The sequence below is a fragment of the Alphaproteobacteria bacterium LSUCC0396 genome, assembly GCA_041228345.1.
Taxonomy (GTDB): Bacteria; Pseudomonadota; Alphaproteobacteria; order Puniceispirillales; family Puniceispirillaceae; genus UBA3439.
In genome coordinates, this window is the sequence record CP166131.1 from 1,612,514 (window position 1) to 1,626,876 (window position 14,363).

Annotated in this window: 13 protein-coding genes and 1 other RNA gene; 5 read left to right on the plus strand and 9 right to left on the minus strand. The window is 53.5% G+C overall.

All coding sequences use genetic code 11. The features are described 5' to 3' along the window. Positions 1-12 precede the first annotated feature (12 nt). Positions 13-543 (minus strand): peptide deformylase, encoded by a 531-nt coding sequence (def, locus tag AB8881_07750; protein XDZ62446.1) that lies wholly within the window; start codon positions 541-543, stop codon positions 13-15. 278 nt (positions 544-821) lie between these two features. Between def and AB8881_07755 the strand changes: the two genes are divergently transcribed. Continuing rightward, positions 822-1,889 (plus strand): DNA recombination protein RmuC, encoded by a 1,068-nt coding sequence (locus tag AB8881_07755; protein XDZ62447.1) that lies wholly within the window; start codon positions 822-824, stop codon positions 1,887-1,889. A 17-nt stretch (positions 1,890-1,906) separates the two neighbouring features. Here the strand turns inward: AB8881_07755 and recR are convergent, their stop codons facing one another. From recR to AB8881_07785, 6 genes are all read right to left on the minus strand, one after another. Beyond that, on the minus strand, positions 1,907-2,503 hold the full coding sequence (recR, locus tag AB8881_07760; protein ID XDZ62448.1) for a recombination mediator RecR: 597 nt from the start codon (positions 2,501-2,503) through the stop codon (positions 1,907-1,909). Position 2,504: 1 nt separating this feature from the next. Beyond that, positions 2,505-2,831 (minus strand): YbaB/EbfC family nucleoid-associated protein, encoded by a 327-nt coding sequence (locus AB8881_07765; GenBank protein ID XDZ62449.1) that lies wholly within the window; start codon positions 2,829-2,831, stop codon positions 2,505-2,507. Continuing rightward, a complete protein-coding gene (locus AB8881_07770; GenBank protein ID XDZ62450.1) occupies positions 2,828-4,720 on the minus strand; it encodes a DNA polymerase III subunit gamma/tau in 1,893 nt (630 codons plus the stop codon). The genes AB8881_07765 and AB8881_07770 overlap by 4 nt, the downstream gene beginning before the upstream one ends. A gap of 223 nt (positions 4,721-4,943) precedes the next feature. Further along, positions 4,944-5,038, minus strand: an RNA gene (gene ffs, locus AB8881_07775) — signal recognition particle sRNA small type. Between the two features lie 123 nt (positions 5,039-5,161). Then, positions 5,162-6,007, minus strand: a complete 846-nt coding sequence (locus tag AB8881_07780; protein XDZ62451.1) for a prephenate dehydratase — start codon at positions 6,005-6,007, stop codon at positions 5,162-5,164. A 113-nt stretch (positions 6,008-6,120) separates the two neighbouring features. Further along, positions 6,121-6,885, minus strand: a complete 765-nt coding sequence (locus AB8881_07785) for a 3-deoxy-manno-octulosonate cytidylyltransferase (protein ID XDZ62452.1) — start codon at positions 6,883-6,885, stop codon at positions 6,121-6,123. 207 nt (positions 6,886-7,092) lie between these two features. Between AB8881_07785 and AB8881_07790 the strand changes: the two genes are divergently transcribed. The 3 genes from AB8881_07790 to AB8881_07800 all read left to right on the plus strand — a co-directional run bounded on the left by AB8881_07790 (position 7,093) and on the right by AB8881_07800 (position 9,494). Next, a complete protein-coding gene (locus AB8881_07790) occupies positions 7,093-7,662 on the plus strand; it encodes a cytochrome c family protein (GenBank protein ID XDZ62453.1) in 570 nt (189 codons plus the stop codon). Next, complete coding sequence (locus AB8881_07795; GenBank protein XDZ62454.1) at positions 7,634-8,470, plus strand: inositol monophosphatase family protein; 837 nt, start codon at positions 7,634-7,636, stop codon at positions 8,468-8,470. The genes AB8881_07790 and AB8881_07795 overlap by 29 nt, the downstream gene beginning before the upstream one ends. 97 nt (positions 8,471-8,567) lie before the next feature. After that, positions 8,568-9,494, plus strand: a complete 927-nt coding sequence (locus tag AB8881_07800) for a 2-hydroxyacid dehydrogenase (GenBank protein XDZ62455.1) — start codon at positions 8,568-8,570, stop codon at positions 9,492-9,494. A gap of 6 nt (positions 9,495-9,500) precedes the next feature. Here AB8881_07800 and AB8881_07805 read toward each other — a convergent pair whose 3' ends face one another. Further along, complete coding sequence (locus AB8881_07805; protein ID XDZ62456.1) at positions 9,501-10,889, minus strand: M17 family metallopeptidase; 1,389 nt, start codon at positions 10,887-10,889, stop codon at positions 9,501-9,503. Positions 10,890-11,013: 124 nt separating this feature from the next. Continuing rightward, a complete protein-coding gene (locus AB8881_07810; GenBank protein ID XDZ62457.1) occupies positions 11,014-12,420 on the minus strand; it encodes an MATE family efflux transporter in 1,407 nt (468 codons plus the stop codon). 297 nt (positions 12,421-12,717) lie between these two features. On the opposite strand from AB8881_07810, the gene AB8881_07815 reads away from it, so the two are divergent. Next, positions 12,718-14,334, plus strand: coding sequence for an ArnT family glycosyltransferase (locus tag AB8881_07815; protein XDZ62458.1), 1,617 nt, complete (start codon positions 12,718-12,720; stop codon positions 14,332-14,334). Positions 14,335-14,363: the final 29 nt, after the last annotated feature.

The following is a 14,363-nucleotide window of genomic DNA, read 5'->3' on the forward strand; positions in this document are numbered from 1 at the left end:
TTTAGCCCTCGATTAGTTGCGTGACGCCGATTGACGCATTTCCTTCATAACCCGGCGCAGGATCATATCACGTTTCAGCCGTGATATATGATCGATAAACAAAACCCCGTTTAAATGGTCGATTTCATGCTGAACACAGGCTGCCAATAATCCGGTTGCGACCAGTGATTGGCTTGTGCCGTTCTCATCTAGATAGCGCACTTCCACCTCGGCTGGCCGTTCTACATCTGCCGTTTGATCCGGAATTGACAGGCAGCCTTCTTCAAGTACTGAACGTGCATCTGACTGGCTAATGATTTCCGGATTGATCATCTTGAACAGTTCAGGGCTTTCATCCTTACCGCAATCCATAACGATAATGCGCTGGCTGATATTAATCTGTGGTGCGGCAAGCCCGATGCCGGGTGCGTCATACATTGTTGCCGCCATATCATCTAACAATTGACGCGTTCCGTCAGTAATTTCGGCAACGGGCGTTGCGATTTCGCGCAAAACCGGATCTGGCACTTTGATAATTGGTATAAGTTTGGCAGTGGCTGGCATGATCGAAATTTCCCAAATATGAACGCGGCCAATATGTGAATACGGCGAATCGAAAATGGCGAATATAGCAGTCCGGACACCCTGGTATCCCGCCGTGGGTTATTCTGCTTTCATGGATTAGAAGATGGTGTCGTTGCAGTCAAGTTGCTAGGGTAGCAAAGTTGGTGCGGGCAGAATGATTTAAGCAGAATGATTTAACCGGCCAGAAAGTATATTTGGTGGGCAGTCTATCAAAGCGCCAACGGCTATACTAGGCACTGGCTATATAGGTGGTAAAAATGACCGGCACAGAAATGATACTGATTCTAGCCCTTTTGGGCGTGATACTGCTGGGGCTGGTGCAATTGCGGCGTGGCCGAACGCCAGAAAATGGTAAAGATTTTGCCGAGTTGCGCGGCCAGCTTGCACAGATGGCAAGCCAATCTAATGAATTGCAACGATTAATCGCCGAGCAGATGGCGCAAAGCGAGGGCCGCCTTGGCAATCGGTTGGAGCAATCACTTCGCGATCAGAATGAACGTACAACCAAATCATTGACCGGTATGGCCGAAAAGCTGGCTGTAATCACCGAAGCAAACACCCATATTTCTGCCCTAAGCACCCAAGTAACACAGCTGCAAAATATTCTATCGAATAAACAGGCGCGCGGTAGTTTTGGCGAGGTGCAGTTAGAAAATCTTGTGCGTGATGCCTTGCCGGAAAACGCGTTTGATTTTCAGGCAACCCTTGGCAATGGGCGCCGGGTTGATTGTCTGCTGCGGCTGCCTAACCCGCCCGGGCCAATTGCGATTGACTCGAAATTTCCGCTTGAAGCCTATCGGCGTTTAACGGGTGCGGAAAATGATGCCGAACGTGAGGCGGCGCGGCGTTTGCTTGAAATAGATGTTAAAAAACACATTCAGGATATTGCCGAAAAATACATTATTCCGGGCGAAACAGCCGAAAGCGCCATTCTGTTTCTGCCGTCAGAATCCGTCTATGCAGAAATTAACATTCAGTTGCCAAAGCTGGTCGAGGCCAGCCGCAAGGCGCGTGTCTATATGGCAGGGCCAGATAATCTCATGCTGCTGTTGCACACGGTCAGGGCGATCTTGCGCGATGCTCGGATGCATGAAGCGGCCGGTTTGATCCAGACACAGGTCGATTTGATGATGAAGGATGTGCATCGCCTTGAAGAACGCGTTGGCAAGCTCGCAACGCATCTTTCCCAAGCCGAAAATGATATCTCAGATATCCAAACCTCGACCCGTAAGATCATTTCGCGAGGTGATAAGATTGATGAGATTGAGGTGCTTGATGCCGATCAGGCTGCACCTGCCGTAGCCAAGCCAAATATGATTTGCTAGCGGCGTATCGCGCTTGATTATAGTTCGAGCTTGGCGCGGGCTTTTAACGCCTGTGCCAATGTGCCGTCATCAAGATAATCCAGCTCGCCGCCAACAGGCATCCCATGCGCCAGCCTAGTGATTTCCAACGACAGGTTGGTCAGTTTCTCGCCGATATAATGCGCGGTTGTTTGCCCATCAACGGTCGCCGATAACGCAAGAATCACTTCTGCTGTCTCGTCAATGCTGGCGCGGCGGATCAGCCGGTCAATATGCAAATCCTCGGGGCCGCGCCCATCAAGCGCGCTGAGCGTGCCGCCCAAAACATGATACAGCCCGCGATAAACTGCGGCACGTTCCATCGCCCACAGATCACCAACATCCTCAACCACACAGATGCGGCTGCGGTCGCGGCGGTTGTCGGCGCAGATGCTGCACCGGTCAGTAATATCCAGATTACCGCATTCAACACAAGCCCGCACATTACTGGCAACGTCATGCAGTTCCTCGGCAAGTGGAAGCATCAGCCGGTCACGGTTTTTCAATAGAAACAAAACCGCGCGCCGCGCCGACCGGGGGCCAAGTCCGGGCAGACGGCCAAGCCTGCGGATTAGATTTTCGAGCGAGTCATGCATTCTAGAACGGTAAATTCATGCCGGGCGGTAGCGGCAAGCCACCAGTGATATCTTTCATCATGCGCGCCTTCTCGGCGGTTGCCTGATCAAGCGCGTTGTTCGTGGCGAGGCAAATCATATCTTCCAGCATATCAGCCTCATTCGGGTCTAACGCATCAGGGTCCAGCTTTAATTTCAGCAGCTTGCCCTCGCCAGTAACCGTTGCGCTTACCGCGCCGCCGCCAACCATTGCGGTAAATTCCATGACAGCAAGTTCGGCCTGCATTGTTTCCATGCGGGTTTGCATCTCCTGCACTTTCTTCAGCATGCCTGCCATATTACGCATCATCTCGACATCTCCTCATCATCGGCATTTTGTTCGCTGTCCAAAGACCCGTCATCACTGGCCAGAATATCTGCATCGGCGGCTTGGCTAGCTTTGATCTCATCAATAATGGCACCGGGGAAAATTTCAAGAATTTGCGCCACCAACGGTTCGCCAGCAATTGTATCGCGCAGTTTTTCGTCGGCATCGCGCTGTTGTTCAGCAAGGGTTTTCTCGCCGCCAGACCCGGCCAAAGACACCAACCAGCGCTGGCCGGTCCATTGGCTGAGGTAACGCGCGATATCACCTGCCAGCTGATCTGGCGCGCTTCCAACTAGGCTGACCTGCAAATTTCCCGGTTTCAATGAAACAAGCTGCACATGATTGCGAATACGCGCAGCTAGCAGCATTTCATCATTGGTCTCGGCCAGAGTCACAATATCGGCCAGAGTTGTAATTTCAGCCAGAGTTGTAATTTCAGCCAGAGTTGTAATTTCAGCCAGAGTTGTAATTTCAGCAAGTGAGCTTGGCGCCGGCGGTGCCTCGGCAGTGGATGGTGCGGCCACAGGGTTGCCAGAAATGCTGCCAGAAGTGCTGTCAGAAGTATTGCCAGAAATGCCTGCTTGGCGGGGTGCCGGATCACTATTCCCAGCGGTGGTTTGGCTGACTGATGATGCGGCTGTCTTTGTGGATCGGGGCGCGGCGCTATTTTCCGCTGGCGTCATTGTGGCTGGCGGGGCTGCGGCTGGCGGGGTGTTGCTAGCAGTTGGTAATTTCTGCATTAATTCGCCGGGCGTTGGCATCTGTGCCGCATGGGCCAGTCGGATAATCAGCATCTCGCAAGCGGCAGCTGGATTGGGCGCCTGTCCCAGCTCGCCATGCCCTTTTAGCAGTAACTGCCATGCGCGGCCAAGGCGGGCAATTCCGCTAGCGGCAAGGCCGGTGATCATCTCGCGCTCGCTTTCGATCAATGCCTCATCACTGCCCCCAGCCGCCTGCATACTGGCAAGATGGATCAAATCAAGCAGATCACCTACCAGCATTTCGGGTTCGGCGCCGTGGCTATAGGCCGTTGCAAACGCGGCCAGCGCATTTGGCGCATCACCAGCCAGCGCTGCGGTCAGGACAGTTTGCGATTCGCGCCGCCCGGGCCGGCCAAGCATATCCGCAACCATATCATTGGTCAGTTTATCTGCAGTCATCGCGGCCGCCTGATCAAGCAGGGACAGCGCATCACGAACCGAACCTTCGGCCGCCCGTGCAATCGCGGCTAAAGCGTCGTCATCAGCCTCGATTGATTCGCGCTGGCAGATCATCCGCAGATGGCTGGCAAGCATCGCCGCTGGCACCCGGCGAAGATCATAACGCTGGCAGCGCGATAAGATCGTTACTGGTACTTTTCTGATTTCGGTTGTGGCAAAGATGAATTTCACCGCATCCGGCGGTTCTTCCAATGTTTTGAGCAAGGCGTTGAACGCGCTTTTCGACATCATATGCACTTCGTCGATGATGTAGATTTTATAGCGCGCCGAGACAGGGCGATAACCAACCCCTTCGATAATTTCACGCGCATCATCAACGCCGGTATGGCTTGCCGCGTCAATTTCCAGAACATCAACATGGCGGCCCTGAGCGATTGACCGGCATGGCTCGCAACCGCCGCATGGTTCTAGCGTGGCATCACCATTGCCATCGGGGCCAATACAATTCAGCCCCTTGGCAAGCAGGCGGGCAGTCGATGTTTTGCCGATACCGCGAACGCCGGTCAGCACAAAAGCATGGGCAAGCCGGCCAAGTGACAACGCATTGCCAAGCGTGCGAACAAGCGCATCCTGACCAATCAATTCGGAAAACGTCTCGGGGCGATATTTGCGTGCCAATACGCGATAAGCTGGCTTGGCGGTGTCAGTCATCGGCCGGTAAACACCTATCTCTTTAACTGCGGTCTCTTGCTTATGGTCAAAAAAATGTGACCAATCGGGTCGGCTGTGGTTGGTGTTTGATGGCAGCATAAGATCTGATTGACCCTATCCCCAAACTTATTCAGGGACCCCAAACTTGCTCAGGGACCCCAAACTTGTTCAGGGAATAGCAACCGCAGCCTTTTAAAAACGCGATCTGCCAAACGCCAAAAGTCAGTGGAAGACTGGATGACCCGTCAACATCCTACCTCGGCTGCTTCCTTTCGGATCTGACCGGATCGACAGGGGCAACGTCCACCCAGCCTTCCTGTCTAACTGTATGAAACAAAGCGGCGGCTTGGACAAGTTTTTTATCACCAAGAACAGGGTGACGGCCGAAAAAATCACAGTTTTAAAAAGTCCTGTCAGACCTCGTTGCGTGCCGATCGTCGGCTAGGCTCGCGCCGGACTTGCCGGATAGGTGCCAAGAACATGCACCTCATCCTTGGTGCAGTAAAAGCATAGTTCTTCCATTGCATTCTGCATCGCCGGATCATCAATATGTGCCTGTACATCCATATAGAATTGCGCCTGTTCGGCAACACCAGCCCGAATATAGGATTCGAGCTTGGTCAGATTGATGCCATTTGTGGCAAAACCACCCAACGCCTTATAAAGCGCGGCCGGAACGCTGCGTAGTTGAAAGACCAGTGTGGTCATCATCGCACCGCCGCGTTCAGGCAATTCTGGCGTTGCCGACATCAGCAAAAAGCGTGTCGTGTTATGTTCATCATCTTCGGCTGATTCAAACAGGATATCGAGGTCATAGATCTCAGCTGCTAGCCGTGAGGCAATCGCGCCGACCGTGGGATCACCCGCAGCACCAACATCTTTGGCGGCGCCGGCGGTATCGGGATGCATAACGGGCGTCAGGCCAAGTTTACGAATGCGCTCGCGGCATTGTGCCAGACCTTGCGCATGGCTGTGAACATGGGTCAGCCCGTCGAGCGTCGCCCCTCGCGGTGCCATGATGTGATGATTTACCCGGTGGAAATGCTCGCCAATGATATAAAGCCCCGATGACGGCAACAGATGGTGGATATCTGCAACCCGGCCCGCAGTCGAATTCTCAACCGGCACCATCGCAAGATTGGCGCGGCCTTCCTGTACTTCGGTCAGCATCGTCTCGAAGGACGCGCACGGAACAGGCTCCATATCCGGCTTAACAGCCTGACACGCCATGTGCGAATAGGCCCCGGGAACACCCTGAAAGGCAATTTTATGTGCTGCGTCTGACATTAACTTTCCTTTAGCTCGGCGACTTTCCTTTAGCTTGGCGACTTTTTAACCCGAACCTTCGTTTTATCCTGATCCGACTAATCGGCCGTTTTTACGAGCGCTGTGCTGTGCTGTCAATCGTTCAGCATTGCCAGCTTGGCGTCGATTGCGGCGCGCTGGCGCGCGGCCTCTAGATCCTCAGCTGTATCAATACCGCCGGGGGCACTCGCTGTTATACCAACGCCAATTGTCATTCCGGCTTCCAGCGCGCGAAGCTGTTCCAGCTTTTCCGCCTGCTCTAACCTAGAGGGCGGTAGCGCAACAAAACGCGCCAACGCCTCTCGCTGCCATCCATAAACGCCGATATGGTGATAGAGATCGCTTGTGCCGGTGGGGATTGCGGCACGGCTGAAATAAAGCGCCCTGCCATAGACGGTATCTTGCCAGCTTACCACCGCCTTTACCACTTGCGGGCGCGCGGCTTCGGCTTCGCTGGCTGGTGTGACCAGCGTTGCCAGATCAGCGTTGCCGCGATCCAGCGTTTTGCCAAGTAAATGCGGAATATCCGGCGATAAATCAGGCAAATCGCCCTGTAAATTTAAAATCTGTGCAAAATGCTTGTCGGGGTCAATTGTCTCGATGGCTTCAAAGACGCGATCAGATCCGGACGGGTGATCCGCGCGTGTCATAACTGCCTTGCCGCCCGCCAAAGTGATGACATCGGCAATGGCGCGATCATCTGTCGCAACATAGACGGGTGCCATATCGGCGGCCATGGCGCGTTCCCACACAAGCTGAATCATAGCTTTTCCGCCAATTTCGGCCAGTGGCTTACCCGGTAGGCGGCTGGCTGCAAGCCGTGCCGGAATAATGATGATTTTTGTGCCATTTTTTGCCATGATTTCGGCAATTCATCACATATTTCAGTTTTGCGCAAAGCAATTTATTGAAATAACGTGCTGATGCATACGATAGGGGGTTGAGGGGCGGCCGGAATTTCGCTAATTAACCACGGATTGTTTGGTTTTTTGACCGCAAGAATATCGATCACAGGCCTTGCCCGCTTGGGCTGGTTAAAATTGGGAGCCCGGTTTCGGGAATGACGCATGGATGAGTTGCGCTTGAATAAAGTGTTCGCAGGGTTTTTGTTTGCTGCTTTGCTGTTAATGGCAGGCATCAAAATCGCCGATGTTTTGGTACCGCACCAAGACCTTGCTGAAAACGCCTATGTCATTGAGGTTGCCGAAACCACTGAGGTTGCGTCTGCAGTTCCGGTAGACGCTGGACCTGAACCAATTTTGGCGCTGCTAGCTGGTGCCGATCTTGGTGCTGGTGAGAAATTGTCAAAGAAATGTTCGGCGTGTCATGTGTTCGACGCTGGCGGCGCAAATAAAGTCGGCCCGGCCTTGTGGAATGTTATTGGCCGGCCAATCGCAGCGTCCGAGGGCTATGCTTATTCAGCCGCACTTGCCGAGTTTGGTGGCCAGTGGGATTACCAGTCAATGAACGCGTTTCTAGCCAAGCCGAAGGCCTATATCAGCGGCACGAAAATGAATTTCGCCGGTTTGAAAAAGCCACAAGACAGGGCAAATCTGATCGCATGGATGCGTGACAAGGCGGATAGCCCAGTTGCCTTGCCAAGCGCTGATGATATCGCAGCCGAAGGTGCCAACTAACGCGCCTAACATTCCGGCTGGCACTTCGGCTGATATGATTGCCTTTCTGGCCGGCTTGCCATTGATAAGCCGGCCTATCATTTCGAAATGGTTTCGCCAGAACCCTGCCACTGAAACCAAACAAGATCTGTCGCCCGTAACAATTGCTGACCGTGAGGTCGAGGCTGCATTGCGCGCGGCAATCGCGGCGCGGTTCCCCGATGATATGATTATCGGCGAGGAATTTGGCACCACCGGCAAATCTGACAGTCCTTATAGCTGGATTATAGACCCGATTGATGGCACCAAAGCCTTTATCAGCGGCAAACCGGCCTTTGGCACTCTTGTCGGGCTTTTGCATCATGATCGGCCGGTTGCCGGCCTTGTTGATATGCCAGTTTTTGGTGAATGCTATATTGGCCTTAACGGTTTTTCCGGCGCGGTTCATGCTGAATGTAATGGCATGGCGATGACGCCTAGCCGGCAAACCGAATTAGCTGCGGCCAAGCTGGCAACCACGTCGCCGCGTGCATTAAGCCCGGCACGCCTGATTGATTTTGACCGGCTAGCCGATCAGGTTGCCGTAACAAATTACGGTGGTGATTGCCATAATTACGCGTTGCTAGCTGCAGGTCATATTGATCTTGTGATGGAAGATAGTCTTGCGGCCCATGATATGATGGCAGTCGTTGCGCTGATGGAGGCTGCGGGGGCCACGGTTACCGATCTTGAGGGCGCGCCGATCAGGCTGGGCCATTCAACAAGCATTCTGGCGGCGGCAACGCCGCAATTGCATCAGGCGGCAATGGCGTTAATATCGGCACAGTGATAATCTATCCGCATTATTATTTAGGGCATGATTATTTAGGGCAGGCTGATGCCGCCCGTCACCCCTCGCATCACCTATCGAAATCAAGGATTATCCCATGACAGTAATCGGCTTTTACGGCAGTTCAAAAATGGATGGATGGCATACCAAGCTTGGTCGGCATCTTGATGATTTTACCCTTGTCGATTTGATGTCACCTGAGGGTGAGCGTGCTGATATCGCACTGGTCTGGGCACCCCCAAAGGGCCAGCTGGCCAAAATGCCGAATTTGCGCGGCATCATCATGCAGGGTCAGGGCGTTGATTATATGATGAGTGATCCCACCGTGCCGCGTGATGTTCCGCTGGTACGGCTGGTCGACCCGGATATGTCAAACGCGCTGAGCCATTGGGCAATTCTGGCCGCTTTGGATTTCTGGCGGGACGGCGCTTATTATCGTGATTGTCAGGCGGCGGCGAAATGGGCACCGGTTGTGCAGCGTCCGGCAACTGGTGCCAAGGTTGGCATTATGGGTGTTGGCGCGATCGGTAGTGTGATGGCACGCCGCTTTGCCAGCTTGGGCTTTGATGTTCGCGGCTGGGCGCGCAGCGTGCGACAGGTCGAACATGTTGAAATTTTTGCTGGTGAGGAAAATTTACCTGCCTTTCTTGACGGGCTGAATATCCTGATTTCAGTGCTGCCATTAACGCCAGCAACAACGGGCATTATGAACAGCCAGCTATTTAACCAGCTTGCCAAGGGTGCCTATATCATCAATGGCGGGCGTGGCCCCCAGCTGGTAGACGCGGATTTGCTAGAGGCCATTGCCAGCGGGCAGATTGCTGGTGCGGCCTTGGATGTGTTTGCAACTGAGCCACTGCCAACCGATCATGCCTTTTGGGCGCACCCCAAAATCACCGTCTGGCCTCACGTTGCGGCACAAACAAATCCAAACACTGCCGCGATGCAGGTCGCCGCAGCAATCCGTGCCATTATGGCCGGTAACGAGCCTGACAATCGGGTTGATTGGAGCCGCGGCTATTAGGTTTTTTTAAAAAGACTCGATAAAGCTATAGATCGCACGAAGCCCCATTGCCTCGCCGCCTTTTGGTCGGCCCGGTCGTGATGCAAGGTTCCATGCCATCACATCAATATGCGCCCAGTTGCTGGTTTTGCCAGCAAACCGCCGCAGGAATAACGCGGCAGTGATGGCGCCTGCATATCCCGACAAGCCAGTGCTCGACAATGCGGCATAGCCAGCGTCAAGATGCCGGTCATAATCATCAAACAAGGGCAATCGCCATAACGGGTCTCCGACGTCGCCTGCCGCATTTAAAATTGCATTTGCTGTGCTGTCGTCATTGCAGAATAGTGCCGGCAATTCGGTGCCGAGTGCCACCCTTGCAGCCCCGGTTAAGGTCGCAAAATCAATCAGAAAATCCGGGGCATCTTCTGCTTTGCCCTCAAGCGCATAGGTCAGCGCGTCCGCCAAGACCAACCGGCCTTCGGCATCGGTATTGCCAACCTCTACCTTGATGCCGGCGCGCGTATCGATGATATCAAGTGGTCGCATCGACCGATCCGAAACAGCATTTTCAGCGGCGGCAACCAGAACGCGAAGCTGGATATTAACATTGCTGGTCATCAGCGCCTCGGCAAGCCCAAGCACCGTTGCCGCACCGCCCATATCCTTTTTCATCATCTCCATCGCCTTTGACGGCTTTAGGTCAAGTCCGCCCGAATCAAAGGTGATACCTTTGCCGATCAGGGTGATTTTAGGGCCGCTTTTTCCCCAGCGAAGATCCATTAATCTGGGGCCAATTTCTGCGGCACGACCGACAGTATTAATTGCCGGAAAATCTTTTTCCAGAGCAGCACCGCTATGGGTTTCCAGTGCGGCGTTATGTGTTTTGGCAAGGGTTTCCATTGCCGCTTGCAGAGCCGCCGGAGTCATATGGTTTGGTGGCTGGTTAATCAGGTCACGGCATAGATAGATTCCGCCCAGCTGGCCGATAAGGCGGGAGCCATTCACATCATCATGCAGTGTCAAGAAATTGATCACCGGTGCGGGCGTGTCGCGGTAGGTGTGAAAATGATATTGGCTAAGGCCCCATCCAAGGCTGAGGCTTTCGAGCAGATTCTGGTTGAGCTCATCCGATGCAGCGATAAATCGCCAATGGTTTTTTGGCAGGCTGGCCGCCAATGCCGCCCCATCCCACACTGCATGATTGCCAAAAATACCGATGGCAAAATCAATCTGCCCGTTATCTGCTGCAAAATAGATCGCCTTGCCCGGCTTGGCGGAAAAGCCCTGCGCGGTCACCCAATTCTGTTGGGCTGGAGTGGCGCTCGCCAGCCAGCTGGCAAAATCATCTGCTGTCATCAGGCGAATTTCAGTGCCGTTTGCGCCAGCGCTTTTTAAACCAAATTTTTCAATCATCGCTTTAAAACCTTTTTCAAATCCCGCCCGTCAGTCAGCCCTATTAACCACAATATATTGGGCGATATATTCTTCTCCAGCGCCAGACTATAGCGCGCCTTCCAGCGGTTACCAAGCCGGCAGATTATGTGTCATTTTTTAACGGTTCTGCTTCGGCGTGAACATGGCCGATCAGGCACCAAAGGCTGATGCCGCGAAGCGCAAGATAACTGGCAAAACTTGCCATTAAACCTGCCAGCCCGACTGCAAGATAGAAAATGGCTATAGCAAAGCCAGCCGAGGCAATGATCATCGCATTGCGCATCTGCGTGCCTTTTGTTGCGCCAACAAAAATACCGTCCATCTGAAACGCCAAAAACGAAACGAGAGGCAGGATAATTACCCATTTCCAATAGTCATCAATAAAGATAATCAATTCCTCTTGGCTGGTCAGCAATGCCAAGATGACGCCCTGACCCGCCCATAACAGACATGCCAGCATCAATGCCATCATGCCTGCCAGATAATTTGTCCGGCGAATAACAATGCGAAGCATAAGCGGATTCCGCCGTCCAATAGCCTCGCCAACAAGGGCTTCGGCAGCATGGGCAAACCCGTCAATGGCAAAGGCCAGAAGGCCAAAGAGCGACAGCATGATCTGGCACGTGGCAAGTGCCAAATCATCGAGCTTGGCCGCCTCATTCAACAATAATGCTTCACAACCGATCAGCAGGATTGTGCGGATAAAAATATCACGGCCAAGGCTAAAGAACTGGCGATAGGGGGCAAGGTCAAGCCATTCGGGCAAGCGCGCGCCGGTCGGCGGCCGAAGCAATCGGCCTAGCTGGCCTGGCCAGCGGCGCGTAATCCGCCAGATCATAAAGGCGAGGCCGCCCCATTGTGCCGCCACTGACGCCAGTGCAACACCATTCACACTCATCCCAAAGCCGGTGACAAGGATGACATCCAGCACCAGATTGATGCCATTCACCAGAAACAGCAATCCCATGCCAAGCCGCATTTGCTGGCGTCCATATAGCCCGCCAAGAAGCACCATATTGGCAAGGGCCGCCGGCATTGCAAAAATGCGGATACTGATATATTCGACCATTAACTGTTCGGCCAGCTCACTGGCAGAAAACGCGTTGACCGCGATAGTGCTGACCAGCGGTGATGCCAAGATAAATACCCCGCCAAGACCAAAAGCGAGGGTAATACCGCGTATCAACAAAAACGCGATCTTATCATCCTGACCGGTACCATACATCTGGGCGACGAGGCCGGTTGTGCCCATTCGCAAAAAACCAAGCCCGAAATAAATGAAATTGAATACGATCATGCCAAGCCCGACACCGCCGATAAATACCGGATCATCAAGCCGCCCCATCATCGCCACATCAACCGCCCCAACAAGCGGTATGGTTACATTGGACAGCATGATCGGCCATGCCAGCTGCCAGATATGACGCCATCCGGTATGGTCGTGCTGCTGGGAGACCGGGCCAGATTTTGATGCAGATTTTGGGCCAGATTTCGGGGTGGGTTTCAGCATCTTATGCCTATTCGATTGCGCCGAAGGTTCCCACAATGTCAGCACAAAAACCGGCCATCGCCAAGCTGCTGAATAACGCACCCCCAGCACGCCGTGAAACAGATTTCATTTTTGCTGATGAAAATGCATTAACACCCCTATCAGGGTTAATAATCGACGATCCGCATTGCCTAACCCCAGAGAAACTTGTTATGCCTTGGCTATGCTTTTTGCATTTGTGGCATAAGAGGATAACGAATTTTGCCCTTCTTTCATTCGCGTGCGGCCTTATATGCCCTCATGGCTATCTTGTCGGTGATGATCTTACTCGGTCATCATTCGATACCGCCGATGGATCGCGACGAGTCGCGTTTCGCCCAGGCCAGCAAACAGATGCTGCAGTCAGGCGATTATGTCACGGTTCGTTTTCAAGATGAGTTGCGTGCAAAAAAACCGGCAGGCATCTACTGGCTACAGTCAGGTTTTGCCCGCGTTTTGGGGCCAGAAACGATTTCATCCTACCGGTTGGTAAACCTATTCGCGCTGCTGGCTGCGGTTTTCATGCTTTACCATATTGGTTTGCGTTTATACGAACCGCGCGCTGCATTGGCGGTGGCGGCTTTGTTTTCCAGCGGGTTTTTGCTGCTTGGCGAGGCTCACCTTGCCAAAACTGACACGGTTTTGATGGCGTTGGCACTTGCCCAGCAATGGGCGTTAATGCAGCTTTATCTCGCTTGGCAAAATGATCAGCCCGCACCGCGATATGGCTGGCTATGGTTCTGGCTTGCGATGGCGGCAGGGATCATGATTAAAGGGCCGGTTTTGCCGGTTCTGGCCTTGCTTACTTTGGCCGGATTATGCCTGTGGCATCGGCACTATCGCTGGCTTCGGATCATCCGGTTCTGGCCCGGGCTAATGTTGGTTTTGATCATCTGTTTGCCGTGGGCGGTGCTGGTCACCGCCGCAACCGACGGCGCGTTTTTATCAACTGCGGTAAGTGGCGATCTCATGGCAAAGGTGAAATCGGGGCAGGAATCACACGGCGCACCGCCGGGGGTTTATGCGCTGATCGTTGGATTATTGATCTGGCCGGCGACCCCGCTTCTGGTTTGGGCATTGGCCGAGGTCAGGCAATTCACCAAACGGGCCGAAAGCCGGTTTTTACTTGCCTGGATTGTACCGTTCTGGGTCATGATCGAATTGATCCCAACCAAATTGCCGCATTATCCGCTGCCGGTTTTTCCAGCGATTATTCTGCTGCTTATTGGCGGCGTTACAGCCCTGTCAAACCCATCAGACGGGCGCGCTAGATGGCGTTATCTTGCTGGATTGATTTGCCGCTATCTTGGTATCGGTGTCGGCGGCCTATTGGCGGCGGTAAGTTTATGGGGCGCAATGCGCTTTGGCGGCGAGACCAGCCGCGAGGCCATGCTGTTTGCGTTGCTGGCACTAGTTATCGCCGGGGTGGCGGGGTGGTGTGGTCACCTATGGATAAAACAGGCCTTGTGGCGACCGTTTTTTGGCATGATTGGCGCGGCAATGCTGTTTCATATGGTTGTCTTTTCTGGCGTTATTCCGTCGCTGTCGCGCATTCATGTCTCCAGTGCAATTGCCGCCAAAATTGCCGATTTGCCAACCCCGCCAGTGGCGATTGCGACCAGCGGTTATAAGGAACCATCATTAGTGTTCTTGCTGGGGCGTGATTTACTATTGCTTGACCCAAGAGAGGCTGCTTTGTTTCTGGTCGAGGCACCTGGCGGGCTGGCGCTAATCGAAGCGCGCCAACAAGCGGCATTTCTCGAGGCTGCCAGCCAATTAGAGCTTGGGCTAATGCCGCCGTTACAGGTGAACGGATTCAACATATCAAAGGGCCAGGACGTGCTTATTTTGCTATATCGCGCCGAGATATTTGACGCGAAAGTGAGCAAGGAGTAAAAGCGGGAAACGATAATGGCTGTTATGAT

Bases quoted from the DNA above. Each gene is read 5' to 3' on its own strand.
- def (XDZ62446.1), bottom strand. From the start codon at position 543: ATGCCAGCCACTGCCAAACTTATACCAATTATCAAAGTGCCAGATCCG.
- AB8881_07755 (XDZ62447.1), top strand. From the start codon at position 822: ATGACCGGCACAGAAATGATACTGATTCTAGCCCTTTTGGGCGTGATA.
- recR (XDZ62448.1), bottom strand. From the start codon at position 2,503: ATGCATGACTCGCTCGAAAATCTAATCCGCAGGCTTGGCCGTCTGCCC.
- AB8881_07765 (XDZ62449.1), bottom strand. From the start codon at position 2,831: ATGATGCGTAATATGGCAGGCATGCTGAAGAAAGTGCAGGAGATGCAA.
- AB8881_07770 (XDZ62450.1), bottom strand. From the start codon at position 4,720: ATGACTGACACCGCCAAGCCAGCTTATCGCGTATTGGCACGCAAATAT.
- AB8881_07780 (XDZ62451.1), bottom strand. From the start codon at position 6,007: ATGTCAGACGCAGCACATAAAATTGCCTTTCAGGGTGTTCCCGGGGCC.
- AB8881_07785 (XDZ62452.1), bottom strand. From the start codon at position 6,885: ATGGCAAAAAATGGCACAAAAATCATCATTATTCCGGCACGGCTTGCA.
- AB8881_07790 (XDZ62453.1), top strand. From the start codon at position 7,093: ATGGATGAGTTGCGCTTGAATAAAGTGTTCGCAGGGTTTTTGTTTGCT.
- AB8881_07795 (XDZ62454.1), top strand. From the start codon at position 7,634: ATGATATCGCAGCCGAAGGTGCCAACTAACGCGCCTAACATTCCGGCT.
- AB8881_07800 (XDZ62455.1), top strand. From the start codon at position 8,568: ATGACAGTAATCGGCTTTTACGGCAGTTCAAAAATGGATGGATGGCAT.
- AB8881_07805 (XDZ62456.1), bottom strand. From the start codon at position 10,889: ATGATTGAAAAATTTGGTTTAAAAAGCGCTGGCGCAAACGGCACTGAA.
- AB8881_07810 (XDZ62457.1), bottom strand. From the start codon at position 12,420: ATGCTGAAACCCACCCCGAAATCTGGCCCAAAATCTGCATCAAAATCT.
- AB8881_07815 (XDZ62458.1), top strand. From the start codon at position 12,718: ATGATCTTACTCGGTCATCATTCGATACCGCCGATGGATCGCGACGAG.